Origin of the sequence: Sphingomonas sp. R647 (assembly GCF_020177055.1) — a bacterium.
GTDB lineage: Bacteria > Pseudomonadota > Alphaproteobacteria > Sphingomonadales > Sphingomonadaceae > Sphingomonas.
Window position 1 is genome coordinate 231,824 of the sequence record NZ_JAIQXT010000005.1, and the last position, 23,902, is coordinate 255,725.

23 protein-coding genes and 1 tRNA gene are annotated in these 23,902 nt (G+C 66.6%); 15 read left to right on the forward strand and 9 right to left on the reverse strand.

What is annotated here, in order from left to right:
• Window positions 1–27: 27 nt before the first annotated feature.
• Window positions 28–1,140 carry an endonuclease/exonuclease/phosphatase family protein gene (locus tag K9B35_RS14115; protein ID WP_224922527.1) on the reverse strand — a complete coding sequence of 371 codons (1,113 nt, stop codon included), beginning with the start codon at window positions 1,138–1,140 and terminating at the stop codon, window positions 28–30.
• A 166-nt stretch (window positions 1,141–1,306) separates the two neighbouring features.
• Window positions 1,307–3,508 carry a catalase/peroxidase HPI gene (katG, locus tag K9B35_RS14120; RefSeq protein ID WP_224922529.1) on the reverse strand — a complete coding sequence of 734 codons (2,202 nt, stop codon included), beginning with the start codon at window positions 3,506–3,508 and terminating at the stop codon, window positions 1,307–1,309.
• Between the two features lie 423 nt (window positions 3,509–3,931).
• Between katG and purF the strand changes: the two genes are divergently transcribed.
• On the forward strand, window positions 3,932–5,383 hold the full coding sequence (gene purF / locus K9B35_RS14125; protein WP_224922530.1) for an amidophosphoribosyltransferase: 1,452 nt from the start codon (window positions 3,932–3,934) through the stop codon (window positions 5,381–5,383).
• A gap of 4 nt (window positions 5,384–5,387) precedes the next feature.
• The gene (locus K9B35_RS14130; RefSeq protein ID WP_224922532.1) at window positions 5,388–6,098 is read left to right on the forward strand and encodes an SDR family NAD(P)-dependent oxidoreductase; all 711 of its coding nucleotides are present in this window, start codon (window positions 5,388–5,390) and stop codon (window positions 6,096–6,098) included.
• A 411-nt stretch (window positions 6,099–6,509) separates the two neighbouring features.
• Here K9B35_RS14130 and K9B35_RS14135 read toward each other — a convergent pair whose 3' ends face one another.
• From K9B35_RS14135 to K9B35_RS14150, 4 genes are read right to left on the reverse strand one after another with little or no spacing between them, the layout of a single operon-like run.
• Complete coding sequence (locus K9B35_RS14135) at window positions 6,510–6,998, reverse strand: FKBP-type peptidyl-prolyl cis-trans isomerase (protein ID WP_224922533.1); 489 nt, start codon at window positions 6,996–6,998, stop codon at window positions 6,510–6,512.
• Complete coding sequence (locus tag K9B35_RS14140) at window positions 6,995–7,882, reverse strand: alpha/beta fold hydrolase (RefSeq protein ID WP_224922535.1); 888 nt, start codon at window positions 7,880–7,882, stop codon at window positions 6,995–6,997. The genes K9B35_RS14135 and K9B35_RS14140 overlap by 4 nt, the downstream gene beginning before the upstream one ends.
• Window positions 7,883–7,901: 19 nt before the next feature.
• Window positions 7,902–8,339, reverse strand: a complete 438-nt coding sequence (locus K9B35_RS14145; protein WP_224922537.1) for a hypothetical protein — start codon at window positions 8,337–8,339, stop codon at window positions 7,902–7,904.
• Window positions 8,336–10,315, reverse strand: coding sequence for a putative bifunctional diguanylate cyclase/phosphodiesterase (locus tag K9B35_RS14150; RefSeq protein WP_224922538.1), 1,980 nt, complete (start codon window positions 10,313–10,315; stop codon window positions 8,336–8,338). The genes K9B35_RS14145 and K9B35_RS14150 overlap by 4 nt, the downstream gene beginning before the upstream one ends.
• A gap of 76 nt (window positions 10,316–10,391) precedes the next feature.
• Between K9B35_RS14150 and moaA the strand changes: the two genes are divergently transcribed.
• From moaA to K9B35_RS14180, 6 genes are all read left to right on the forward strand, one after another.
• On the forward strand, window positions 10,392–11,390 hold the full coding sequence (gene moaA / locus K9B35_RS14155; RefSeq protein ID WP_412103472.1) for a GTP 3',8-cyclase MoaA: 999 nt from the start codon (window positions 10,392–10,394) through the stop codon (window positions 11,388–11,390).
• The gene (locus tag K9B35_RS14160; protein ID WP_224922540.1) at window positions 11,387–12,160 is read left to right on the forward strand and encodes an NAD kinase; all 774 of its coding nucleotides are present in this window, start codon (window positions 11,387–11,389) and stop codon (window positions 12,158–12,160) included. Before moaA ends, K9B35_RS14160 begins: the two co-directional genes overlap by 4 nt.
• A 254-nt stretch (window positions 12,161–12,414) precedes the next feature.
• Window positions 12,415–12,489: transfer RNA gene (locus K9B35_RS14165), tRNA-Asn, on the forward strand.
• A gap of 158 nt (window positions 12,490–12,647) precedes the next feature.
• Window positions 12,648–13,901, forward strand: coding sequence for a tyrosine-type recombinase/integrase (locus tag K9B35_RS14170; RefSeq protein WP_224922541.1), 1,254 nt, complete (start codon window positions 12,648–12,650; stop codon window positions 13,899–13,901).
• A gap of 16 nt (window positions 13,902–13,917) precedes the next feature.
• Entirely contained in the window at window positions 13,918–14,730 is an 813-nt protein-coding gene (locus tag K9B35_RS14175; RefSeq protein ID WP_224922543.1) for a hypothetical protein, read from the forward strand.
• 388 nt (window positions 14,731–15,118) lie between these two features.
• A complete protein-coding gene (locus tag K9B35_RS14180) occupies window positions 15,119–15,559 on the forward strand; it encodes a hypothetical protein (protein WP_224922544.1) in 441 nt (146 codons plus the stop codon).
• Here the strand turns inward: K9B35_RS14180 and K9B35_RS14185 are convergent.
• The 3 genes from K9B35_RS14185 to K9B35_RS14195 form a co-directional block, all read right to left on the reverse strand.
• Window positions 15,535–16,374 carry a DNA adenine methylase gene (locus tag K9B35_RS14185; protein WP_224922546.1) on the reverse strand — a complete coding sequence of 280 codons (840 nt, stop codon included), beginning with the start codon at window positions 16,372–16,374 and terminating at the stop codon, window positions 15,535–15,537. The genes K9B35_RS14180 and K9B35_RS14185 overlap by 25 nt on opposite strands.
• A 454-nt stretch (window positions 16,375–16,828) precedes the next feature.
• The gene (locus tag K9B35_RS14190; RefSeq protein ID WP_224922547.1) at window positions 16,829–17,875 is read right to left on the reverse strand and encodes a phage portal protein; all 1,047 of its coding nucleotides are present in this window, start codon (window positions 17,873–17,875) and stop codon (window positions 16,829–16,831) included.
• Window position 17,876: 1 nt separating this feature from the next.
• Complete coding sequence (locus K9B35_RS14195) at window positions 17,877–19,691, reverse strand: terminase large subunit domain-containing protein (protein ID WP_224922550.1); 1,815 nt, start codon at window positions 19,689–19,691, stop codon at window positions 17,877–17,879.
• A 149-nt stretch (window positions 19,692–19,840) separates the two neighbouring features.
• Between K9B35_RS14195 and K9B35_RS14200 the strand changes: the two genes are divergently transcribed.
• The 7 genes from K9B35_RS14200 (at window position 19,841) to K9B35_RS14230 (ending at window position 23,902) form a co-directional block, all read left to right on the forward strand.
• Window positions 19,841–20,704 (forward strand): GPO family capsid scaffolding protein, encoded by an 864-nt coding sequence (locus K9B35_RS14200; RefSeq protein ID WP_224922552.1) that lies wholly within the window; start codon window positions 19,841–19,843, stop codon window positions 20,702–20,704.
• Between the two features lie 42 nt (window positions 20,705–20,746).
• The gene (locus K9B35_RS14205) at window positions 20,747–21,772 is read left to right on the forward strand and encodes a phage major capsid protein, P2 family (protein ID WP_224922554.1); all 1,026 of its coding nucleotides are present in this window, start codon (window positions 20,747–20,749) and stop codon (window positions 21,770–21,772) included.
• On the forward strand, window positions 21,772–22,524 hold the full coding sequence (gpM, locus tag K9B35_RS14210) for a phage terminase small subunit (RefSeq protein ID WP_224922556.1): 753 nt from the start codon (window positions 21,772–21,774) through the stop codon (window positions 22,522–22,524). The genes K9B35_RS14205 and gpM overlap by 1 nt, the downstream gene beginning before the upstream one ends.
• Window positions 22,521–22,808, forward strand: coding sequence for a hypothetical protein (locus K9B35_RS14215; RefSeq protein ID WP_224922558.1), 288 nt, complete (start codon window positions 22,521–22,523; stop codon window positions 22,806–22,808). Before gpM ends, K9B35_RS14215 begins: the two co-directional genes overlap by 4 nt.
• A gap of 2 nt (window positions 22,809–22,810) precedes the next feature.
• On the forward strand, window positions 22,811–23,005 hold the full coding sequence (locus K9B35_RS14220; protein ID WP_224922560.1) for a hypothetical protein: 195 nt from the start codon (window positions 22,811–22,813) through the stop codon (window positions 23,003–23,005).
• Between the two features lie 145 nt (window positions 23,006–23,150).
• Window positions 23,151–23,687, forward strand: coding sequence for a head completion/stabilization protein (locus K9B35_RS14225; protein ID WP_224922561.1), 537 nt, complete (start codon window positions 23,151–23,153; stop codon window positions 23,685–23,687).
• Window positions 23,687–23,902 carry a tail protein X gene (locus K9B35_RS14230; protein WP_224922563.1) on the forward strand — a complete coding sequence of 72 codons (216 nt, stop codon included), beginning with the start codon at window positions 23,687–23,689 and terminating at the stop codon, window positions 23,900–23,902. The genes K9B35_RS14225 and K9B35_RS14230 overlap by 1 nt, the downstream gene beginning before the upstream one ends.

The following is a 23,902-nucleotide window of genomic DNA, read 5'->3' on the forward strand; positions in this document are numbered from 1 at the left end:
CGCATCGCACACCCCCATCGCCTGAGCCTAATCCCCTTGCTCGTTGCGATCCTCTGCAGTGTCGTCCCGGTATTCCTCCAGCACCTCGGCTGCGTCCTGCTTCTCGTCTGATCCCGCAGTCCTGGGCGTGGCGTTGCCCGCTTGCCCGGCCGCCGGGTTGAGGCACAGGCGCGCGATGACGGGGCGATGGTCGGATCCGATCGCGGGGCCAACCTGCATGTCGGCGACCACGAACTCCTTGGTCACGAACAGATAGTCGAGCGGCCAGCCCAGCCAGGTCATGTCGGCCGGAAAGGTGGCATAGGTGCCGCGGCCGATCCGCGGATCGAGGAAGCCGCCAAGCTCCTGAAACAGGCGGGTGGTGTCGGACCACGCGACGTCGTTGAAGTCGCCGATCGCGATCACGGGCATGGCGAGGCTGCGCGCATAGTTCGCGGCGAGGACGATCTCGGCATCGCGCTCCTCGGTATCTTGCCCCACCGTTGGAGGGCGCGGATGCAGGGCGACCATGCGGAAATCCTGCTTGCCCGCGCGCAGCGTCGCGAACATCGACGGGGTGTCGGGTTCGGCAATGTCCTGAACGCTGCCGTCGCGCATCGGCATCCGGGTCGCGAAGATCATCCCATAGGTGTTCGGCAGCGGGCGATGCAACTGACTTGGATAGCGCTTCAGCATCGGGGCCATCGCATCCATCCATGCGCGATCGGTTTCCATCAGCAGCAGGATATCGGGATCGACGTCGCGGATCAGCTTTGCGGTGCGGTCATAGGCGCGGTTGGACTGGAGGACATTGAACGACAGCACCGTGAAACAGCCCGGCGTCTTCGCTTCGGTCGAGGCGATCTGCATGACTTCGGGGTCCGCCAACGCGGTGTAGGGGAAGATGCGATAGACCTGCCAGATGCTCAGCGCGACAAGGAAGACGGGGAGCCATGGTCGCGCCTTGCGGTCGACCATCCATAGCGCCGCCGCCGTCGCGACCAGCGCGATCAGGATCTGCAGGCGTGGAAAATCCCAGATGCGGATCCACCATTCATTGAAATCAGTCGCGCTGAGCAGCGTACCTGCCGCGAGCAGGGCTGCCAGCCCGCGCAGCAGCCAAAGGCCGGCCGATTTCCAAGCCGCAGCTGGCAATTTCATGGTTCAGCCCCTCTCTACCCCTGCGATAGGGAGGTCCCGTGCGGGGCACCAGCACGCATTGCAAGCGCGCCGTGCAAACAAGGATGGGCGGCGGCACGCCCGTCAGCGCGCCGCCGCCCATCGATCGATGCCACCCGCCCCCGACGACGGGGGCGGTGCGGTCGCCTTACGCCTTCAGGTCGAAGCGGTCGGCGTTCATGACCTTGGTCCAGGCCGCGACGAAGTCCTTGACGAACTTTTCCTCATGGCCGTTTTCGGCATAGACTTCGGCGACGGCGCGGAGTTCCGAGTTGGAGCCGAAGATCAGGTCGGCGCGGGTCGCGCGCCAGGTTTCGTGGCCGCCCTTGCGGTCGGTCGCGATGAACTCCTGATCGTCCGAGCCTTCGGAGGCCTTCCAGACATTGGTCATGCCGAGCAGGTTGACGAAGAAGTCGTTGGTCAGCTGGCCCGAGCGCTTGGTGAAGTGGCCATGGCCGCGCTCGCCGTGGTTGGCGCCGAGCACGCGCAGGCCGCCGACCAGCACCACCAGTTCGGGGACCGAGAGGCCGAGCAGCGACGCGCGGTCGAGCATCATTTCCTCGGTCTTTACCGCCAGCTTCTTCTTGCCGAGATAGTTGCGGAAGGCGTCGGCCTCCGGCTCCATCACGGCGAAGCTGTCGGCGTCGGTCTGGTCGTCGGTCGCGTCGCCGCGGCCGCCGGTGAAGGGGACGGAGACGCTGTGGCCGGCGTCCTTGATCGCCTTTTCCAGACCCACCACGCCGCCGAGCACGATCGCGTCGGCCATCGACAGGTTGCCGCGCAGGCCGTCGAGCGTCTCGAGCACCTTGGCGAGCATCTCCGGCTCGTTGACCTCCCAGTCCTTTTGCGGGGCGAGGCGGACGCGCGCGCCGTTGGCGCCGCCGCGATGGTCGGACTTGCGATAGGTGCTGGCCGAGGCCCAGGCGGTCTTGATCAGCTGGCTGACCGTCAGACCGCTAGTGGCGATCGCCGCCTTCACCGATGCCACGTCGGCGTCGCTCGGCATGGTGCCGGCGGGGATCGGGTCCTGCCAGATCAGGTCTTCGGCCGGCACTTCCGGGCCGAGGTAGCGGACCTTGGGCCCCATGTCGCGATGGGTCAGCTTGAACCATGCGCGGGCGAAGGCGTCCTTGAACGCTTCATGGTCGGTGCGGAACTTCTCACTGATCGCGCGGAATTCGGGGTCCATCTTGAGCGCCATGTCGGCGGTGGTCATCATGGTCGGAACCTTGACGTTCGGGTCCCATGCCGCGGGGGCCATGTCCTCTTCGCGCTGGTTGATCGGCTGCCACTGCTGCGCGCCGGCGGGCGAGTGGACGAGTTCATAGTCGTAATCGAGCAGCAGGCGGAAATAGTTCTCGGTCCACTCGGTGGGCGTGTTGACCCACGATCCTTCGATGCCGCTGGTGACGGTGTGTTCGCCAATGCCGCCGCTTTCATGGCTGCTGACCCAGCCAAAGCCGAGCGCGGAGATGTCGCCGCCGGCCGGGGCATTGCCGAGCAGCGAGGCGTCGCCATTGCCGTGCGCCTTACCGAAGGTGTGGCCGCCGGCGGTGAGCGCGACGGTTTCCTCCGAGTTCATCGCCATGCGTTCGAACGTCGCCTTCATGTCGCGCGCCGACAGCAGCGGATCGGGGTTGCCGCCCGGCCCTTCGGGATTGACGTAGATGAGGCCCATCTGGATCGCGGCGAGCGGGCCTTCCAGCTCGGCCATGTTCTTGTCGGGGTCGATGCGGGTCTGAACGCCCTCATTCACCCACTTGTCTTCGCTGCCCCAATAGATGTCGCGCTCGGGCTCGTACACGTCGGCGCGGCCGCCGCCGAAGCCGAACACGGGGCCACCCATGCTCTCGATCGCGACATTGCCGGTGAGGATGAACAGATCGGCCCAGCTGATCTGCTGGCCGTACTTCTGCTTGATCGGCCACAGCAGGCGGCGCGCCTTGTCGAGGTTGCCGTTGTCGGGCCAGCTGTCGAGCGGGGCGAAACGCTGCTGCCCGCTATTGGCGCCACCGCGACCGTCGGCGGTGCGATAGGTGCCGGCGGCGTGCCAGGCCATGCGGATGAAGAACGGGCCATAATGCCCGTAATCGGCCGGCCACCACGGCTGGCTGTCGGTCATCAGCGCGACGAGGTCGGCCTTGAGCGCGGCGTAATCGAGCTTCTTGAACGCCTCGGCATAATCGAAGTCAGGGCCCATCGGGTTGGACGGGCCGTTGGGGTTGAGGATTTCGGTGGCGAGCATTTCGGGCCACCAATCCTTGTTGGTGCGGCCGAGCAGCGCGCGGACTCCGCCATTGCCGTGAACGGGGCAGCCGCCGCCGTCGATCGATCCGGTCTTTGCGTCCATGTTGGAATCCCTCCTTGGGTGATTGGTCTTGGAGGGAGGCTATCGGAGTGGGGCGCGCGGCGGAAACGGGATAAACCGGTCAGTGCGAGTGAGGAAATCGATTATGTCATCGCTTCGTCATCGATTGGGACGAACAGAGTGGGGATTTGGGTTTACTAAATCCTCCCCGGCACGGGGAGGGGGACCGCGCCCGCAGGGCGTGGTGGAAGGGGCCCCGAGGCACCGGACTCCCTTGCCTCGGGCCCCCTCCACCATGCTGCGCATGGTCCCCCTCCCCGTTCCGGGGAGGATTTGCCTGCCTCAAGCCCTCTCCCCCCCACACAGAAACACACTGATCGCGGATTTGATGTGACAAACAGGCGACAAAGCCGGATCGACCGCTTATAGGCCCGCGGATCGACCAACGACTCCCCCGAAGGGCCGATGCTGACCACAAATCCGTTCGATGACGACAAGCTGCGCGAAGAGTGCGGCGTTTTCGGTGTTTCCGGTGCCGAGGGCGCAGCTGCGCTCGTTGCACTGGGGCTGCACGCGTTGCAGCATCGTGGACAGGAGGCGGCCGGGATTACCAGCTGGGACGGCGCCAACTTCCACACGCACCGCGCGATGGGCCATGTCGCGGGCAATTTCGACCGCGACGAGGTGATCCGCGCGCTCGCCGGGACCGTGGCGTGCGGGCATGTCCGCTATTCGACCACCGGCGAGACCGCGCTGCGCAACGTGCAGCCGCTTTATGCCGAGCTGGCGAGCGGCGGGTTCGCGATCGCGCATAACGGCAATATCTCGAACGCGATGCATCTGCGCCGCGAGCTGATCCGGCGCGGTTCGATCTTCCAGTCGACGTCGGATACCGAGACGATCATCCATCTGGTCGCAACCAGCGGCTACAAGGATCTGCTCGACCGGTTCATCGATGCGTTGAAGCAGGTCGAGGGCGCCTATTCGCTGATCTGCATGACGCCGGCGGGGATGATCGCGTGCCGCGATCCGCTGGGCATCCGGCCGCTGGTGATGGGACGGCTGGGCGACAGCTTCATCTTTGCGTCGGAAACGGTGGCGCTCGACGTGGTCGGTGCAACCTATGTCCGCGACGTCGAGCCGGGCGAGCTGGTGATTGTGCAGGACGGCGCGATGCGTTCGATCCGCCCGTTCACCGCGATCGCGCCGCGCCCGTGCATCTTTGAGTGGGTGTACTTCAGCCGCCCGGATTCGATCGCGCAGGACCGCTCGGTCTATACCGTGCGCAAGGGCATCGGCGCCGAGCTCGCGATCGAATCGCCGGTCGATGCCGATCTGGTGATCCCCGTGCCGGATTCGGGCGTCCCCGCCGCGATCGGCTATGCGCAGCAGTCGGGCATTCCGTTCGAGCTGGGCATCATCCGATCGCACTATGTTGGGCGGACGTTCATCCAGCCGAGCGCGGAAGTGCGGCGGCTGGGCGTCAAGCTCAAACACAATGCCAATCGCGCGCTGATCAAGGGCAAGCGGATTATCCTGATCGACGATTCGATCGTGCGCGGGACGACCAGCCTGAAGATCGTCGAGATGATGCGCGAGGCTGGCGCTGCCGAGGTGCATATGCGCATCGCCAGCCCGCCGACGACGCATAGCTGTTTCTATGGCGTCGACACGCCCGAGCGCTCGAAGCTGCTCGCCGCGCAGCATGACGTTGCGGGGATGGCGAAGTTCATCAAGGCCGACAGCCTGGCGTTCGTGTCGATCGACGGCCTGTACCGCGCGCTGGGCGAGGCGGAGCGCGGCGACGTGCTGCCGCGTTATTGCGATGCGTGCTTCACCGGCCAGTATCCGACCCAATTGACCGACCATGACGAGCAGGCGGTGAGCCAGCTCGCGCTGCTCGACGAGACGCGTTGATCCGATGACAGAACAGGCACTTGCAGGGCGCATCGCGCTCGTCACCGGCGCGAGCCGTGGGATTGGCGCGGCGACCGCGATCGCGCTGGCGGCACAGGGCGCGCATGTCGTGCTGACCGCGCGAACCGCCGGTGGCCTCGAAGAGGTCGAGGAAGCGATCTTCGCAGCCGGTGGATCGGCGACGATCGCGCCGATGGATCTGATCGAGAGCGATTCGATCCCGCGTCTGGCCGCTGCGGTGGCGGAGCGGTGGGGGAAGCTGGATATATTGGTTTTGAATGCGGCTGCGCTGGGCACGTTGTCGGCGGTGGCGGCGTTCGATCCCAAGGAAGTGGCCAAGGTGCTGGCGCTCAACGTCAGCGCGCAGGCGGCGCTGATCGGGGCGTTCGACGGCCTGCTGCGCAAGTCCGACGCTGGCCGCGTGATCGGCCTGACGTCGAGCGTCGCGCGCCAGCCGCGCGCCTATTGGGGCCTGTACGGCGCGACCAAATCGGCGTTCGAGACGCTGCTGCTGAGCTATGCCGATGAGGTGCGCAACCTGACCAAGGTGCGCGTGGCGCTGCTCAACCCCGGCGCGACGCGGACCAAGATGCGCGCGCGGGCCTATCCGGGCGAGGCGCCCGAGAGCGTCAAGCCGCCGGAAGAGGTGGCGGAGCGGATCGTTGCGATGCTGGGCGAGGATTTCGAGACGGGGGCGTTTGAGGCTTTGGGGTGATCCCTCCCCCATCGTCGCCCCGGGCTTGACCCGGGGCGGGGCTTCTTTCTTCTTCTGCTCTGCACGCACACCAAGGCAGCCCGGCCCCGGGTCAAGCCCGGGGCGACGAGATTTGGGTGGTCGCTGGCCGCCCCTCTCGCCTTCCGTCATGCTGAACTTGTTTCAGCATCCACCGTTCAAAAGGCGACTGAGCCGCTGGTGGAGACGTGGATCCTGAAACGAGTTCAGGATGACGGTGGGGTGGATTGCGGCCTGCCGTCACCAGAGCGCGTGCAATTTGCATTGTCCAACCGCCGTTTGCCCTGAGCTTGTCGAAGGGCCGTCTCCCGTCCTCACTGAGCGCGGGGATGGTGCTTCGACAAGCTCAGCACAAACGGCTTGAGGTGATCCCTATCGAGCGGGTGGCCGGCCCTACTCCCCGGCCCCTTCGATCCCCAGCAGTTCCACCGTGAACAGCAGCGTTGCGCCGCCGGGGATCGGGCCGCGGCCGTTGGGGCCGTAGGCGATCTCTGCGGGGATCGCGAATTCGACCTTGTCGCCGACGCCCATCAGCTGAACGCCTTCGGTCCAGCCGGGGATGACGCGGTTCAGGGGGAAGACGGCGGGGACGCCGCGCTTGACCGAGCTGTCAAACTCCACGCCGTCGGTGAAGCTGCCGACATAATGGACCGCGACGCGATCGGTCGGGCCGGGGCGTTTGCCGGTGCCGTTGCCGGCGATCAATCGCCAGCGCAGGCCGGTGGCGGTGACGTTCCAGCCGGTGCCGCTGTGTCGCTCAGCCAGCGCGCGCATCTGGTTGTTGTGCCAGGCGACGTCCTGCGAGCGGTCGGGGGCGTCGTCCTGAACCATGGCGGGGAGTGCGGCGAGCGTGGCGGCGGCGAGTGCGAGGGTGAGGATCATGCTGCGAGGAATGCCTTTACCTGAGCCTGGAAGAAGGGCGCGTTGTCCCACATGATGAAGTGCGCGGAGGCGGGGACGCGGACCAGCTTGGCGCCTTTGATCGGGGCGAAGGACGCCTGATAGAATCCGTCCATCTGCGCGTCGGTGACCGGTGCGCCCTTGGGCGTCACGTAGAGGACCGTGGTCGGCGCGGTGATCTTGCCCAGTTCCGGCATCAGGTTGGTGACGACGAGTTCGCCATAGGCGCGGGCGGATACGTCGCGGTCGGACTTCATCGCGTCATCGAGTGCGGGCGCGCGCATGGTTTCGGTCGCGACCATCGATGCGATCGTGCCTTCAAGCTGCTTGGCATAGGCGTCCTGCGGGCTGTTGCGCATGCCGGCCATGATCTGGTCGGCGATCGGCTTGAGCGTCTCCGGCGTTGCCTGCGGGCCACCGAACATCGCGCCGAGGAAGGGGAGCATGTCGACGACCATCAGCTTGCCGACCTGATCCGGGTGGCGCGCGGCGAGCATCATCGCCATCGTGCCGCCCATCGAATGGCCGATCACCGCGACCTTGCCGAGCTTGTGTTCGGCGATGTAGCGCGAGATTTCCTCGGCCACCGGAGCCGCGACATTGCCTTCGGTGTTCCCGCCCTTGTCGAGCCCGCCAAAGCCGCGCACCTGAACCTTGTGGTAGCGATAGCCGGGGAGCGCGGCAGTCATCTCCGCCCAGACACGGGGGGACGAGGACAGGCCGGGGATCAGGATGACGTCGGCGCCCTTCCCCTCCACGGTCACGGCAATGCGGTCGGACGCGAAGTTCTTTGCCGTCGCTGGCGTGGGAAGCAGGGCTGCAGTCAGCAGCATCGCCAGTGTCGCGAACAGGCCGCGGCGGTTCATCATCTCAATCCCTCCCATGTCACAGGCGCCAAGCGGGCGGCGCCGGGTCCCCCAATTCGATCAGCAGTTCTTCGTCCACCGCCGCCTCTTCGTCCAGTTCCTCGGCGCTGAAAATCTCGCGGTTCATCACGAAGCTGCCGTGATAGCCGGAGAAGCGCCAGTCGCCGGTAACCTCGGTCCCGTCGTCGCTGATCCAGCCCGTGTACGCGACGCTGTGCGCGAGCGGACCGGATGGGTCATATTGTTTGGTAAAGACGAGCGTGTCGAGGCTGCGGGAACCGGAGACGAAGGCGCGGCGGATTTCGGAGCGGCCGGTGTCGTCAGGTTCGGTGATCGTGCCCTCGACCGCGCCGCCAAATTCCTCAAGATGCGCGATAAAGCTGTTTTCGGGCACGTCCCAGCCGGTCGCGAAATAGCGGCCATACCAGACGCCGGTCGCGTCGCGCGGATCGTTCATACAGGGTCCACCAATGCGATGAGTTCGGGTAGGGTCAGCGGCTCGGCGCAGAGGAAACCCTGATAATATTGGCACCCCTCCTTGGCGAGCAGGTCGAGCTGTTCGGGGGTTTCGACCCCTTCGGCGATGACGGTGAGGCCGAGCGAGCGCGCCATGTCGATGACGCCGCGCACGACGATGCGGTCGCGCGCGCTGCCGGTGATGTCCTGAGTCAGCTTGCGGTCGACCTTGAGGTAATCGAGCGGGAGCGCCTTGAGATAGGCGAGGCTGGAATAGCCGGTGCCGAAATCGTCGATTGCGACACGGCAGCCGGCCGCGCGCAGCTCGCTGAGCAGGCGTGAGGCTTCGCCGAGGTCGTCGATCAGGCCGCCTTCGGTGATTTCGACAGTCAGGCGCGCGCGCGGAAAGCCGCTGGTGTCGACCCAGTCGAGGAACAGGTCGGCAAAGCTCGAGCGCGCGACATCGGCGGCGGTGACGTTGACCGAGAGGCGCAGATGGCGGAGTGCGGCGGGCCAGCGTGCGGCCTGCGCGAGTGCAAGCCGCTGGACATGCTCCGAAAGCGCGAGTTCGAGTTCGGCGCGGGCGGCGGCGGCGAACAGGGTTTCGGCGCCGACCTCGCCATGGTCGGGGTGGCGCCAGCGGGCCAGCGCCTCGACCCCGACGATCGCGCCGGTGGCGACGGCGACCTGGGGCTGCATGCGCAACTCGATCTCCCCCGCGTCCATCGCGCGGCGCAGGTCGATCGCGAGCGTTTCGATCGGCACGCTGAGGGTGCGGTCGCTCTCTTCCCCGGCAAGTGCCTCACCCGCCCGGCGCATCAGCGCGGCGGCATCGTCGTCGGGGCGGGAGTGCGCGGTGGCGACGCGCGCGCCGACCGGGGCGATGGCGTCGCCGATGACGAAGGGGCGGGTCAGCGCGTCCTCGATCCCCTTGGCAGCGGCGGCGAGCGTGGCGGGATCGGCATCCTCGACCGCGACGAGGAATTCGGCCCCGCCCATCCGCGCGAGCACGGCGCGACGACCCAGCGTGGCGCGCGCCGCTTCGGCGATACGGGTCGAGGCGGCGCGCAGCACGGCGTCGCCAGCGTCGCGGCCATAGGCGGTGTTGACCATGTCGAACCGGCCAAGCGCGACGAGGATGACGCCGATCGGCTGGGCATCGTCGAGGCGGCGGGTGATCCAGCGGCGCATCCCGGCATCGTCGCGCACGCCGGTAAGCACGTCGCGGACCACGGCGCTCGCATCCACCTCACCCAGCCGTTCGATCAGCGCGTGGATGCGGCCGGTGCGGGCGTCGCGCTGAAGATGTTCGACCACGCGGCCCGCGCCGGGCAGGTCGTGCGCAAAGGCGGTCGCCTGAATGCCGTCGCGCAGCCGCTGAAGCGCGCCGCGCATCGCGCCGCGATCGGCGGCCTCGACATGGCGCAGCACGGTGCGCAGCGAGGGCGCCGAAGTGAGGCCAAGCATCGAGGCGAGTGCTGGCGTCACCTGAAGCGAGCGCAGCGCGGGGTCGTAGCGCCAGCCGAGCGGCTCGCCGGTCGCAGCGCGGGCGGCTTCGTTGCCGGCACGCTGGGCGTGGCGCGCGGCGAAGCGCAGCGCCTGGACGAACTCGATCTCGCGCATCGGACTGGCGAGGAAATGGGTGGCGCCGGCATCGTAAAACTCGCCGAGCCGGGCGGTGTCGTCGCGCGAGACCAGCGCGAGCAGCGCGCCGCCACTGGCGCCGGTGACGGCGGCGAGCGAGCGGACGGCGGCGAGCCCTTCATCGACCGATCCGCGCGCATCGACCACTGCAACCGCCGCGCCGCTGGCGAGGAAGCGGCGGTCCGCCCCCTCCCCGCGCCGCGCCGCGACGACGCGCCACCCGGCACGCGCGGCATGGGCGGCAAGCTCGTCACGCTGGCGGAAGGACAGCAGGAACAGCGGGCGATCGCGTCCGGTCATCGGGGTGGCGGGAACGGGCGCGGCGTCGGTCATCGGCAGCAGTCCTAACCCAAGCCCGGGCGGAACCAAAGCCTTGTCCCCGCGCTACGAACAGCTTAGCGAATGGAGGATGGCGATGGATCGGCCTTTGATGGACAAGCATGGCCGTGCGATCCGCTACCTGCGGGTATCGGTGACCGACCGGTGCGACCTGCGCTGTCGCTATTGCATGGCCGAAGAGATGACATTTTTGCCGCGCAGCGAATTGCTGGCGCTGGAGGAAATCGCGCTGATTGCCGAACGGTTCGTCGCGCGCGGGGTGACCAAGATCCGGCTGACCGGGGGCGAGCCGCTGGTGCGGCGCGACGCGCTGGATCTGGTGCGGCGGCTGGGGCGCAGCGTGGGTGCCGGGCTGAACGAGTTGACGCTGACCACCAATGGCACGCGGCTGGCGACCCATGCGGCTGCGCTGGCGGATGCAGGCGTGCGGCGGATCAATGTCAGCCTCGACAGCCGCGATCCCGAGATTTTCCGGCATGTCACCCGGCATGGCGATGTGCGCCAAGTGCTCGACGGCATCGCAGCGGCGCAGGCGGCCGGGCTGGACGTCAAGATCAACATGGTTGCGATGAAGGGGCTGAACGAAGCCGAGATCCCGGCGATGCTGGAATGGACCAGCGCGCAGGGCATCGACCTGACGCTGATCGAGACGATGCCGCTGGGGCGGATCGACGAGGATCGCGCCGATCGCTTCGTGCCGCTGACCGCGGTGTTCGACGATTTGTCTGCACAATTCGACCTGACCCGCGATGCCCATGACAGCGGCGGTCCGGCACGCTACTGGCGCGTTGGCGGGACCGGCGCGCGGCTGGGCCTGATTTCCCCGCTCACGGGCAATTTCTGCGACAGCTGCAACCGCGTGCGGCTGACCACGGAGGGCAAGTTGTTCACCTGTCTGGGCCATGACGACCAGGTCGATCTGAAGGCCGCGATCCGCAGCGGCGGGCTGGCGGCGGTCGATGATGCGATCGATACGGCGCTGGCGGCAAAGCCCGCGCGCCACAGTTTCGACGTCGCGCCGGGCGCTGCGCCGGCTGTTTCGCGGCATATGAGCGTGACCGGCGGATGAGCGACGTACGCCGGGCGCTGGCCGCCTCTCCCACCACGCCGGCGGAAACCGCTGCGGCGGAACTGCTCGCCGGGCGCGATTGGGTGGACGTCGATGATGCCGACATGGTCGTCGCGCTGGGTGGCGATGGATTCATGCTGCAGACGCTGCACGCGATGCTGGAGCGGCGTCGGATCGTGCCGGTGTTCGGCATGAACCTGGGCACCATCGGCTTTCTGATGAACGACTGGCAGCCCGAGGGGCTGGAGGATCGGCTGGCGCGGGCGCGGCCGTTCAAGGTGTCGCCGCTGGTGATGACCGCGACGACGATGGACGGCGAGCGCCACGTCCTGCCGGCGATCAACGAGGTGTCGTTGCTGCGCGAGACGCGCCAGACCGCCAAGCTGGAGGTGCGGGTCAACGATCGCGTGGTGCTGCCCGAACTGGTGTGCGACGGCATCCTGGTGGCGACGCCGGCGGGGTCGACCGCGTATAATCTGTCGGCGCATGGCCCGATTCTGCCGCTCGGCTCGCGGCTGCTCGCGCTGACCCCGATCAGCCCGTTTCGCCCGCGGCGCTGGCGCGGCGCGATCCTGCCCGAAAAGACGCGAATCTCGCTGCGCGTGCTCGACCCCGGCAAGCGCCCGGTCAGCGCGGTGGCGGACCAGCGCGAGGTGCGCGACGTGGCGCAGGTCGACATCGCGATCGACCGCAACCGCGACCTGACCTTGCTGTTCGATCCCGAACACGCGCTGGATGAGCGGATCACGATGGAACAGTTTATCGCGTGAGTGCCCAATTCCTCCCCTGCCCGCAGGGGAGGTGGCAGCACGCAGTGCTGACAGAGTGGCCGCCGTCGTTAGACGGCGGAATTTTGCCGAGCGGTTCACGGCTGTCTGCGCAGCCGCCCCTCCACCACCCGCTGCGCGGGCGGTCCCCCTCCCCTGAGCAAGCTCAGGGGAGGAATGAGAAGCCTCCCAAAAAATCCCGTTTTCCCCGCTTGCAATGCGCCGCACCCCTTCGTATAGGCGCGCCTCGCTGTCGTTCCCCGATAGCTCAGCGGTAGAGTAGGTGACTGTTAATCACTTGGTCGTTGGTTCGAATCCAACTCGGGGAGCCAATTCTTAGGGCCACGCGAGGCCAAGGGGGGACAAAACCCCTTGAATTCAGCCGATCTAGCCCGCACAGACGGGCCACGGCGGGACATCGCGGGTCAGGGAAACGCCCCCAAGGTGGGGGCACTCTTGGGGCACCGGTCGCCGCATCTGGGGGCACCGGTTGCTGACCGACATGCAGTGCCGCAAGGCGGCGAAGAAGGACAAGCCCTACAAGCTGGCCGACGCACTCGGGCTGTATCTCTATGTCACGCCGACCGGCTTCCGCTCGTGGCGCTTCAAGTACCGCATCGATGGCAAGGAGAAGCGGCTGATCTTCGGCCCCTATCCCGATGTGCCGTTGAGCGAGGCCCGCGAGCTGCGCGACGCCGCGCGCAAGCATCTCCGGACGGGGCGGGATCCAGCGTTCGAGCGAAAGCGCGATCAGGCAGCGGCGGCGCGATCGTCGGCCAACACATTCGAATCGGTGGCGCTGGAGTGGCACCAGCTGAAGGCGCCGACCCTGGCCGCGCGCTATGCCCGACAAATCCTCGATCGGTTGAAGGCGGATGTCTTCCCGCTGATCGGCGCGCATCCGGTGAGCGAGATCACGCCGGCCGAGGTGCTGGACGTTGTTCGCGTGATCGAGCGGCGCGGCTCGACGGAGATGGCGCACAAGGTTCGGTCGCACATTTCGGACGTGTTCGTCCACGCGATCGCGACGGGCAAGGCGCAGCAAGATCCTGCGCACGTCATCCGCAAGGCGCTCAAGCCTACGACCCCTCGGCTGTGGCCGGCGATGACGCGCATCGTCCCCGCGCGCGAGGTGCTGGCGAAGGCGGAGGCGCAACACCGCAGCTACTGGGCGTCGCGATTCGCCTCTCGACTTTTGGCGCTGACAGCCGCGCGCCCTGGTGTGGTGCGGTTGGCGGAGCGGGACGAGTTCGAGGATCTCGACGGCACGGCGCCGATCTGGCGCATCCCGGCCGAGAAGATGAAGCTGACGCGCGAGCGCAAGAACGACGTCACCTTCGAGTTCGTCATCCCGCTGTCGCGTCAGGCGGTCGAGCTCGTGCAGCAGGCGCTGACGCTGTCGAACGCGCCGCGGCTGCTCTTCCCCAGCATCCGCAGCCTCCACAAGCCGATCAGCGACTCGACGCTGAGCAAGCTGTACCGGGACGCGGGCTTCAGCGGACAGCACGTGCCGCATGGCTGGCGCGCAACCTTTTCCACGATCATGAACGAGCAGGCGGCGATCGACGATCGCGAACGCGACCGCGCCATCATCGACATGATGCTCGCGCACATGCCCGAGGGGGTCGAGGCGGCGTACAACCGTGCGGCCTACATGCCACGCCGGCGCGCGCTCGCGCAGCAATGGGCGGACATGCTCATCAGAGGACTGGAAACGCCGGAGCAGCTCGCCGCCAGGCGTTGATCGCGGGAGGCCGCGCATGACGGCCCGCGTCTCCACCACGCCCTCGGGCGCGTCCGCGTTCGGACTTTTCGCCAAGGCGCTCGCCTCCGGTACCGCGGCGAAGATCCGCGGCGACGCATCGCGATCGGGCGCTCCGGTCTGGCGCAACAGTTACTATGTCGGGCAGATCGAGGATCGCATCTGGAAGCCGATCAATGGCGGCACCCGCCGTGGCGGCAAACGCTGGACGGCGGCGCTGCTGGGCGCGGCCAAGCGATTCGAGCGGAAGACCCGCGCCGAGCGCCGCGAGATCGAGCCTGGCGCGCGCAACGGCGCGCTGGGCGACGTCGGCCTGGCTGTGCTGGAATACCTCTATGGCCTCGTCGATTTTCAGACCGGCCGCCTCGAGCCCGCCCTGCGCACCATCGCCGACGCCGTCGGCCACAGCTACTCCGCAGTGCATAAGGCGCTGGTGCGCCTGCGCGACAACGGATTCCTCTCGTGGATGCGGCGCAGTGAGCCGGTCGAGGATCCGCAGCCGGGAGGGCCACCGGCAAAGCAGGTGAGCAACGCCTACGCGCTGCTGTGCCCGGCCGGGATGAAGGCGTGGCTCAATCGCCTCTTAGGCAAGGGCCACCATCCGGAATGCGACGCCGATCGCCGCAAGCGCGAGCGCGCCGAGTTCGATGCGATGCTCGCCGGCCTGACGGCTCAGGAGCGCCTCGCCGCAACCTGGACTGGCAGCGCGCTGCTGGGCGACACGCTCGCGGGGCTTGCCGCCGCAGTCGACCGTCGCGAAAGCCAGAGTCGCGAATCCTCCAGGACCGATGAGATCGGGGGATCATTCTGATCCATGTAAAGGCAGGTCGCTTCGCGACGCGCATTTGATCTGAAACCCCACAACCTGCGTCCACGCACCCAACCGGATCGCCCGACAGCGCCTCCGGGATGCGGCGGCATGCGCCGCCGCGTGGCTTTCCAAGGGGGAAAGGGTCAAGGCTCGTCCGCCCGATTGGCGTCTAGCGCGACGCTAGGGCGGTCAGGAGTGGCCCCGAGGGGCAAGCCGCCGCTCCTCGCAACAAACTGCAACGCGGCCCCTGTACGGCCCACCGCCCGCCCAGCGGCGCGATTTGGCTCTCGCAACAAAACCGGTACCAAAAGCCTCCGGGCGAGGCGCGGGGGCAAGCGCGGCGCTGGGGGTCTGGCCGCCGCCGCCCGTTCGTGCTTTGTTCCCTTCAGTGTTCCGCGATTCGAAATCGATCTCTCAGGCCGACTGGCTGCGCCACCGCTGGGCTGTCGATATCGGCCGGCGCGTGATGCTGGGCGAGGTCACGCACATCGTGAGCGTCGGCGGCTGCGAGCTGACGCACCATCGCACCGCTGCCGCAGCAAGCCGCGTGGCCGAGCAACTCAGCCCCGTCAGTCTCGAGGAGATGATCGCGCGATATCCGGAGTTCGCCGCCGGCGTCGCGTTGATCGAAGGATACGCCCGGCCCGTGGAGCCGGGCCAAAGCCCGCGTCTGGCGCGGGTCCCGCGACGCTTATGGGCGAGCTACGATGTACTGCTGGTCTCTCGACAGGCCCGGTACCTTTGCCTGATATCGGCCAAGGCCCGGGCCATGTTTCCGCGGCACCATGCCGTCTTCGTTCGAGTTTATCCCCCGGTCGGCAAGGCGTAGTTGCTGATCAGCAGTTCACCAGCGCGAACTCCGCCTGACTTCATTCCGCCGACGGTGTAGGTCGTTTGGACCTCGGCCATCTGAAATCCGTCGAAGCACTGGCGTACCCCTGGGCAATCGTTGATCGACAGGAGGAACTTCCCGCGCACTCCGCGCAGCGCGCCCGCGAGACGATCGAAGTCGTGCCGCCCGAATAGCTCGGCCCCATAATCGTCCTCGCTGCCCCAATATGGCGGGTCGAGGTAGAACAGCGCGTCGGCGCGGTCATAGCGCCCGATGAAGGTCGCGAAGTCGAGCTGCTCGATCCACACGCCGCACAGCCGCTCGTGAATGTCGGCGAGCAGCGGCTCCAGCTTCGATACGTCGAACCGAGCCGACTGACCCGGCGAGATGCCGAAATGACGCCCGGCGACCTTGCCGCCGAAACCGAGCTTCTGGACATAAAGGAACCGGGCCGCGCGCTGCAGGTCGGTAAGGCGCGTCGGATCCATGCCGATCAGCCGGTCGAACTCCGCGCGGCTGGCGACCCGCCAGCGCAGCATATCGATCAAATAGGGATAGTGCTCCTGGAGCACGCGAAACAACGTGGCGACGTCACCCGACGCATCGTTGATCGCCTCGACACTCGGCCGACGCCGGCGCCGAAGGAAGATGCCGCCCATGCCGACGAAGGGCTCGCCATAGAGCGCATGCTCGGTCGCATCGATCATCGGAACGATCTTTCGCGCGAGGTTGCGCTTCCCGCCGATATAGCCGGCGGCGGGACGGACGGGGGAAACAGGGGTGCTTGACGGGTTCATTGCATACGTGTCCATGGGCCCCGCCCGTTGCGCGGGTGCGGGGTGGCTCAGTCGGCCAGCTGTGTCATGGCGAGTGCATGCTCGTCGGTTTCCGCCTTGCAGGGCGGCGACCCCCGCTTCCCCCCGGCGCTATTGACGCGGCAACAGCGGCCTGTTGTGTATCCGGCGGGCACAACATGAGGCCAGCGAACATGTCGGCAGCAACCAAGAATGATTACGACGGGTCGTTTCACCGGGATCTATTGTTCGCCGATCAAATCGCTCGCGAGGCGGAGCAATACTATGCCAGCACGCCGATGCCCGCAGAAGATCGGGTGACCACGGTTGCCAGGATGGCGGCGCGACTAGCAGTTCAGCGAACTTGGGAACATGCCGCGCGCATCATCCGGCGAGTGGACGAGGATCTGGACCTCAGGGATCCGTCACTGTCTGCTTTTGCTGACGCCATAGATGGACGGAAGAGCGTCGGCTATCCCGTTCCGCCTGAGACCCCCACCCGCTCATAAGGCCGGAACGCCACCGCCTCGAGGCCGACGAACTCATTCACCTCAAGCATCCGACCCTGCAGCGGTTCGATCTCGTTGAAGAAATAGATGTCGCTGGCCTTGCCGACGTCGCCGAACCCGCCGCTGTTTGTCGGCACGACGCCGAGCAGCTGGGGCGGCGTGCGATGGGTGGCCAGCATATCGTCGCGGCTCGTATTCTTGATCGGCATGAAATCGTCCTTCGCCGCGACCTCGGCGATCGGGATGACCTTCACGCCATGTTCCTTGCCGCCTGGGACGTGCAGGAACATGTTCTTGAAGTTGCCCGGCCCCTTCGCGTCCTTCATCGCCTTGCGGATCGCCTCGGTCTCGGCGCTGCCAAAATCGGTGCCGTTCAGATACAGGATGAAGCCCGCATGGCTGCCGTTGTCGTAATAGCGCCGGCGGAAGATCGTGGCGCTTTCGTTGAGGAACGTGCTCTGCAGCCCGCCCATGTAATATGGGACGCCATAGATCTCCTGGCTCGGGTGGTGCTCGCTCAGCTGAAAGACTGTGCCTGGCCGGAATTCATGCTCCTGACGCCACCCCGGCACGAAGAAGAACTCGCCGTCGACCACGCCGCGGCGCGTATAGCGCGACAGGCTGTGCTTCAGCGCCATAGGCCGCCCCGCCAGGTTGTCGCGCCGCTCTAGATAGCCGTCGCCCATCGTGAGGAAATCGAGCGCGAACCGCATGAAATCGTCGCGGTTGAGCCAGCGGCTCGGGATGAACTGACGCGCCAGCAGGTTGACCTTCAGCTTGATCGCGCTGGCATGGTGCGGCGCGGCGTCGAACGCTCGGGCGAGCCCGTCGCGGCTTACCGGCGGCTCATACCAGCGTCCGTTGTGCCAGCACTCCATCATCAGCATGCGCCGATCGCGAACCGATTCCGCCTCGCCGAACGCAAAGGTCATTCCACGCCCGCCGCTGGCGATCACTTCGCCCTCCACAGTCTCTACCGTCTCGGCGATCGCCGGCAGCTGCTCGCTCATCTCAACAGATCTCCACGATATTGCCCTGGCCCGGCGCGCCGCCGTCCAGCTCTTCGAAACTGATGCCGTTCATGATCGCCCAGGCCACGTCGCCATGGCCGACATTCCCTGCGCGGCTACTGGTGAAGGTTACGGCCCGCTGGCTCTTGGTCAGCTCGGCATGGATCGAGACGAACGCCTCGACGATATCCATCATGCCGGCGTCGAACTCGAGGCGGCCGGCGCGGATGACGTTCTTGGTCTTGAGCACCAAGAGCGTCTTGAGCTCGACCGAATAGACCAGCCCCCGGGTGTTCGCGAATTTCTTCGCGACCAGCTTGTAAACGGCATCGCCCAGGCCGGTCTTGTCGATCGCGATGCCGACGACATTATAACGGGTGCAGACGTCGAGGATCGCCTCCGCCTGCTCATCATAGTCGCGCCCACGGAAGCGCTTGCGCTCAAGCACACGGAACTTGCCGGATTTCGCTTTCGCACTTTTCCCGATCTCGGGCATCGCCAGGACGGCCAGCGACCCTTCGTCACCGGTCAGCGACTGTTGCGGATCGTACCCGATGACGCACGGCTTGTCGCCGAGCGGGCGCAGCGCATAGGGCTCGAAATCGCGCCACGCATCCTCGCTGTCGACCATGCACCGCCGCATCGTCGCCCAGGGGAAGGCCGATTGGGCGTCGTCGATGAACCGACACATATAGAGGTTGTCGAACACCTCGGGCGACTTGCTCGCGCGCAGCTTGTCGAGGTCGAACAGGTCGCACCCACCCGCCGCCGCGTCTTCGATCGACACGACCTGACGCCAGATGTCGTCAGCGCCGAGTTCGCCCGCGCGGAGGGCGGCGACATTCGCTTCGCTGACATCGACCTTGACCCGATCCGCCTTCGACTTGCCCTCGTTATACTTCTCGCCGCTCCACTTGCGGTGCGCCTGATGCTGCACCGTCGACGGGGTCGAGAAATAGGTTTCGCGATAGCGCTTCTGGCTCGCCATGCCCGACGCGACATCGTCGGTGCGCTCGAAGTCCTGACTCCAGAAGCACTCGTCATAATAGAAATTGCCGTGCTCGCCCTGCGCGGTGCGGTAATTCGCGCCCAGGAAGAACATCGTCGGCATCTCGAGCGGCTTACCTTCCGCGTCGTCGCCCCGATCGATCGTCAAATGCTCGCCGGTCAGCTTCACGCCAGTGACGCGGAACACGAACTCGACGATGTAGCTGCGGAAGATGTTGGCCTGGCGCCGCGACGCCGACAGGAAGATCTGGTTGCGCCCGGTGTCGAGCGCATCGATCAGCGCCTCGCGCGCGAAATACCAGGTCGCGCCGATCTGGCGGCTCTTCAGGATGAAGCGCGTGCGCTCGCCGCCTGCTTCATACCATGCCAGCTGATAGGGGAAGCATTCGGCGATGAACGCCTCGCGCAGCGCCTCGGCCTGCTCGACGGTGATCTGGTTCTTGCGCGGCTTCTTCTTCGGCCCGGCGTTTCGATTGGCGACGCGATCGTTGAGGTCGCCCTCATGGCCGCCGGGAGCCTCATATCGCCGGATCCGCGCGAAGCGCTCGAGCTGGCGGCCGAGCAGGTCGATATCGCGGACATCCTTGCCCGTCTTATCCGCCTTGAGGACGAGCCGGATCAGCTCGGCCGACATCACTTCCTCGGCGCGGCCGATCGGCGCGATCGATTCCCATTTGTCGCGGTGCTTCCAGCTGCGCACGGTCGCGGCCGGCACGTCCAGCACCTCGGCGATCTGCTCCAGCGTGTAGTGCGCCCAGAACAGATGACGCGCTTTGGCGCGGGGATCGTGGCGGAGGCCATCCAGCATGCGCGGACGCTAGACGCGGCGATGCCCGGACAGCCCTAGCCGCTTGTTGTGTCTCCGCCCGGCACAACAGCCCCGCGTTGCGAAATGGCCGCTTCCTCGCGCCTGTTGCGGCGACACGAAGCTGACCAGCTGCAGGAGCGCGCGCCGTCATGGCCAAGACCAAGTTTTTCCGCGTCGCCGTTGAGGGTGACACCGTCGACGGCCGCAAGATCGAGGCGAACTGGATCAAGGACATCGTCGCGACCTTCGACCCTAAGACCTATGGCGCGCGCGTCAACATGGAGCATATCCGCGGCATTACCGACAAGGCGCCGTTCAAGTCCTATGGCGACGTCGTCGCGGTTCGCACCGCTGAGGTCGATCTCAACATCGGCGGCAAGCCGGTTAAGAAGCTGGCGCTCGAAGCGCAGATCGACCCGACCGACGATCTGGTCGCGATGAACCGCGACAAGCAGAAGCTCTACACCTCGATCGAGGTGCAACCGAACTTCGCCAACTCGAACAAGGCGTATCTGGTCGGCCTGGCCGTCACCGACAGCCCGGCATCGCTCGGCACCGAAGTGCTGAGCTTCGCCCTCGACAAGGGCCAGGGCATGAGCCTTGCCCCGCGCGTCCAGCAGGACGGCAACGTCTTCTCGCTTGGGCTCGAAACTAGCTTCGAGCTGGACGAAACCGCGCCGGCGGTGCCGAGCGATGCGCAGGGTCTGTTCGCCGCCGCCACTGCCTTCTTCAAGCACTTCACCGAGGGCAAGCCCGCCGAGGAGCCGAAGAAGGAAGAGCCGAAGGACCCCGCCAACGACAACGAAATGGCCGCCCGCTTTGCGGCATTCGGCCAGGGCGTCGAGAAGCTGACCGCAGGCATGGCGGCGCTCCAGACCGATTTCACCAAGCAGCTGGGCGAGGTGAAGGCCGACGTCACCAAGCTGCGCTCGGACATCGAGACCACCGACGGTGACCGCCACCGCCGCCCGCCCGCTTCCGGCACGGGCACCTACGCCCAGGCCGACTTCTAAGCCACCGCCCGCCCCGCCGCTTACTAACGAGGATCCCGCCCGATGCGTCCCGAAACCCGCCAGGCCTTCGACGCCTATTGCCAGCGCGTCAGCTCGCTGAACGATGGCGCGCCCGCCGACAAGAAGTTCACCGTCTCCCCCTCGACCCAGCAGACGCTCGAGCAGAAGACGCAGGAATCGAGCGGCTTCCTCAAGCTGATCAGCATGCAGGGCGTGCCCGAGCTGACCGGCGAAAAGCTGGGCATGAACGCGACCTCCACGGTCGCGGGCCGCACCGACACGACCGGCGCCGGTCGCCGCGTGCCGCGCGATCCTACCGGCCTGACCGGTGAGGGCTACACGCTCAAGCAGACAAACTATGACGTGGCGCTGCGCTACGACAAGCTCGACAGCTGGGCGAAGTTCCCCAACTTCCAGACCATGTGGCAGTCGGTGCTGATGGAGCGCTGCGCGCTCGATCGCATCATGATCGGGTGGAACGGTACCAGCGCTGCCGCGACCACCGACCGCACCGCAAACCCGCTCCTTCAGGACGTCAACATCGGTTGGCTCGAGAAGATGCGGACCGAAAACGAAACCCGCGTGGTGGCCGAGCTGGTGACCGACTCGAACCAGATCACGATTGGCCAGGGAGGCGACTATCGCAACCTGGACGCGCTGGTCATGGACATGACCCACACGCTGCTGCCGAGCTACAATCGCACGCGCAGCGATTTGGTCGCGATCACCGGCGCCGATCTGCTCCACGACAAGTACTTCAACAAGGTCAATGTCGAGCAGGCACCGACCGAAGAGATCGCTCTCGAGGTCATTCTCGCGTCGCGTCGCCTCGGCGGCAAGCAGGCGATGGTCGTGCCGTACTTCCCGGCGAACGCCATCCTGGTCACGCCGCCGAAGAACCTCGCCCTTTACTATCAGGACGGCAAGCGCCGCCGGCACATCCAGGAAGAGCCGGATGCCGATCGCGTGGCCGACTATAACAGCTCCAACGACGGCTATGTCGTCGAGGACTATGAGGTCGCGTTCCTGCTCGAGAACGTCGTCATCCTCGATCCCGAGGAGCCGTGATGCGCCTCAGCCCCGCCCAGCGCATGATGCAGCGCCGCCACGCCAGCGTGGCGGCCGGCGGCGCGCCCCGCGCGCTGGGCGGGGCTCAGGCTGCCGCGACGTCGGAGGAGCGCCTCCAGCTCGCCGAGCTCGGCGACTGCCTGCGCCAGCTCAAGCAGATCCAGGCCCGCGAAGCCAAGATCGCCCGCAAGCGCGAGTTGATCGCAATCTTCGACCAATGGGTCGCCGGGATCCTCGACGCGCATAAGGCCGGCGCGCCGGCGGTGCAGGACGATATCGTGCTGACCATGATGGTCTGGGCACTCGACATCGAGGACCACGATCGCGCGCTCCCGCTGATCGCTTATGTGCTCGGCAACAATCTGGCGATGCCGGAACGCTACAGTCGCACCGCGCCGACGGTGATCGCCGAGATCGCGGCCGAGGCAGCGATCGCGCGTCTCGGGCGCGGCGATACGCCGAGCATCGACTTCCTGCAGCTGGTCGAGGAATCGACCGCCGATCACGACATGATCGATGAGGTTCGCGCCAAGCTGCACAAGGCGATCGGGCTGACGTTGGTCCGCCTCGCCACGCCGCCTGAAGGCGAAGCCGATGCCGAGGCGTCGGATCGTGCCGGCGGCATTCGCGCTGCGCTTGATGGCGCCGTCACCCACTTCAAAGCTGCCCTCCGCCGTCACCCAAAAGTCGGGGTGAAGAAGGATCTCGAGAAGGCGGAGCGAGATCTCGTCAAGATGGGTGACGTCCAATGAGCCTGCTCATCCTATTTGCCATCCTCGCCGGTGCGATCCTCTTCGGCACCTGGCTCGAACGCCGCAGCCAGCGCCGGGTGCTGATCGTCGAGCTCAGCGAGAAAGTCACCGATCATGATGCCGAGGCTGTCGCGGACGCGATCGTCGATGCGTTCGAGGACGCCGGACTCCGCAAACCTCAACTGATCATCGCCCGAGGAGCGCACATTACGCTCACGTCGGGCCGCATCATGACGCCCGCGCCGGAAGTGGCCGCGCGCGAGCCTTTTGAAGCAGGAGACTGACAATGCGACTGACCCATATCATTGCCCTCGCATCCCTCGCCCTGACTGCGGCGCTTGCGAGCAGCGTTGCCTTCGTGAAGGCGACGATCGTGCATCCGCTCGAGCGCTTATTGTCCGCGTTCACCTTTGCGGCACCCTATCGCCACCACGATCATCTGATCGCAGGCCATCCGCGCTCGCCGCGCTACGCCGCCTGACTTCCGGGGCCGGGCAACCGGCCCTGTCACCCCCTCGCCCCGCGAGCGCTCGGGGGGCGGAACGACGGGCGGACGGCCTCACGCCTACGCAGCCTTCCCGCCGCGATCGTCTCCTCACCCCCCGCTAGCATTTTTGGAACCGCCAATGACCGGCCCCGCCATCATCTCGATCCCGCCCGCCAGCGCCCCGTGCGCCGGCGCGGAATCGTGCGAGCAGCTGGTCCATGCCGATGGTTGGTTCGCGCCGGTGGATCTGCACCATCTGCAGGACGTCATGCGCGTCGGCACTCAGATCACATTCCCGCGCCTGCGCGAGGCGGCGCTCAAGGGGATGACCGACGCGCTCAAGGATCTGGCGGCCTGGCGCACCAACTGGGTGCTCGCTGGTGTCGAGCACGTCAGCCAGGTTCCGGGTCTGCAGCTCGACGGGGAAAGCGCCTGCTCTCATTTGTGGCGCAGCGCGGTCTATAACTACGCCCTCGCCCAGCTCGCCGAGACCCATCGTGATATCAGCGCCACCGGCGCCGGCGACGAGCGTGCGGAGATGAAGGCGACCAGCGCCGAGGATTATCGGCGCGATGGCCTTCACGCCGTGCGCGACCTGCTCGCGATCGTGCCGTCGCAAGATCCCGACGTCGACGCGCCGCCGGCGCGGACGCGCATCGATGTCGAGCTGATCTGATGGCCGCGATGACCGTCCCGGCCCGCCAGGGTGAGCGCCTCGACCAGCTGGTCTGGCGCGCGATCGGCGGCGGCCCCGCCGCTGTTGAGGTGGTGCTCGGTGCAAATCGCGGCCTTGCCGGTCTCGGCCCGGTGCTTCCGGAGGGCCGCGCTGTCCTCATTCCCGAAACCTCGCCAGCGGCGCAGCGCGTCGAACTGGTCCAGCTGTGGGACTGA

Excerpts from the sequence above, each read along its gene's own strand:
- K9B35_RS14115 (WP_224922527.1), bottom strand. The coding sequence starts at position 1,140 with ATGAAATTGCCAGCTGCGGCTTGGAAATCGGCCGGCCTTTGGCTGCTG.
- katG (WP_224922529.1), bottom strand. The coding sequence starts at position 3,508 with ATGGACGCAAAGACCGGATCGATCGACGGCGGCGGCTGCCCCGTTCAC.
- purF (WP_224922530.1), top strand. The coding sequence starts at position 3,932 with ATGCTGACCACAAATCCGTTCGATGACGACAAGCTGCGCGAAGAGTGC.
- K9B35_RS14130 (WP_224922532.1), top strand. The coding sequence starts at position 5,388 with ATGACAGAACAGGCACTTGCAGGGCGCATCGCGCTCGTCACCGGCGCG.
- K9B35_RS14135 (WP_224922533.1), bottom strand. The coding sequence starts at position 6,998 with ATGATCCTCACCCTCGCACTCGCCGCCGCCACGCTCGCCGCACTCCCC.
- K9B35_RS14140 (WP_224922535.1), bottom strand. The coding sequence starts at position 7,882 with ATGAACCGCCGCGGCCTGTTCGCGACACTGGCGATGCTGCTGACTGCA.
- K9B35_RS14145 (WP_224922537.1), bottom strand. The coding sequence starts at position 8,339 with ATGAACGATCCGCGCGACGCGACCGGCGTCTGGTATGGCCGCTATTTC.
- K9B35_RS14150 (WP_224922538.1), bottom strand. The coding sequence starts at position 10,315 with ATGACCGACGCCGCGCCCGTTCCCGCCACCCCGATGACCGGACGCGAT.
- moaA (WP_412103472.1), top strand. The coding sequence starts at position 10,392 with ATGGCGATGGATCGGCCTTTGATGGACAAGCATGGCCGTGCGATCCGC.
- K9B35_RS14160 (WP_224922540.1), top strand. The coding sequence starts at position 11,387 with ATGAGCGACGTACGCCGGGCGCTGGCCGCCTCTCCCACCACGCCGGCG.
- K9B35_RS14175 (WP_224922543.1), top strand. The coding sequence starts at position 13,918 with ATGACGGCCCGCGTCTCCACCACGCCCTCGGGCGCGTCCGCGTTCGGA.
- K9B35_RS14185 (WP_224922546.1), bottom strand. The coding sequence starts at position 16,374 with ATGGACACGTATGCAATGAACCCGTCAAGCACCCCTGTTTCCCCCGTC.
- K9B35_RS14190 (WP_224922547.1), bottom strand. The coding sequence starts at position 17,875 with ATGAGCGAGCAGCTGCCGGCGATCGCCGAGACGGTAGAGACTGTGGAG.
- K9B35_RS14195 (WP_224922550.1), bottom strand. The coding sequence starts at position 19,691 with ATGCTGGATGGCCTCCGCCACGATCCCCGCGCCAAAGCGCGTCATCTG.
- K9B35_RS14200 (WP_224922552.1), top strand. The coding sequence starts at position 19,841 with ATGGCCAAGACCAAGTTTTTCCGCGTCGCCGTTGAGGGTGACACCGTC.
- K9B35_RS14205 (WP_224922554.1), top strand. The coding sequence starts at position 20,747 with ATGCGTCCCGAAACCCGCCAGGCCTTCGACGCCTATTGCCAGCGCGTC.
- gpM (WP_224922556.1), top strand. The coding sequence starts at position 21,772 with ATGCGCCTCAGCCCCGCCCAGCGCATGATGCAGCGCCGCCACGCCAGC.
- K9B35_RS14215 (WP_224922558.1), top strand. The coding sequence starts at position 22,521 with ATGAGCCTGCTCATCCTATTTGCCATCCTCGCCGGTGCGATCCTCTTC.
- K9B35_RS14220 (WP_224922560.1), top strand. The coding sequence starts at position 22,811 with ATGCGACTGACCCATATCATTGCCCTCGCATCCCTCGCCCTGACTGCG.
- K9B35_RS14225 (WP_224922561.1), top strand. The coding sequence starts at position 23,151 with ATGACCGGCCCCGCCATCATCTCGATCCCGCCCGCCAGCGCCCCGTGC.
- K9B35_RS14230 (WP_224922563.1), top strand. The coding sequence starts at position 23,687 with ATGGCCGCGATGACCGTCCCGGCCCGCCAGGGTGAGCGCCTCGACCAG.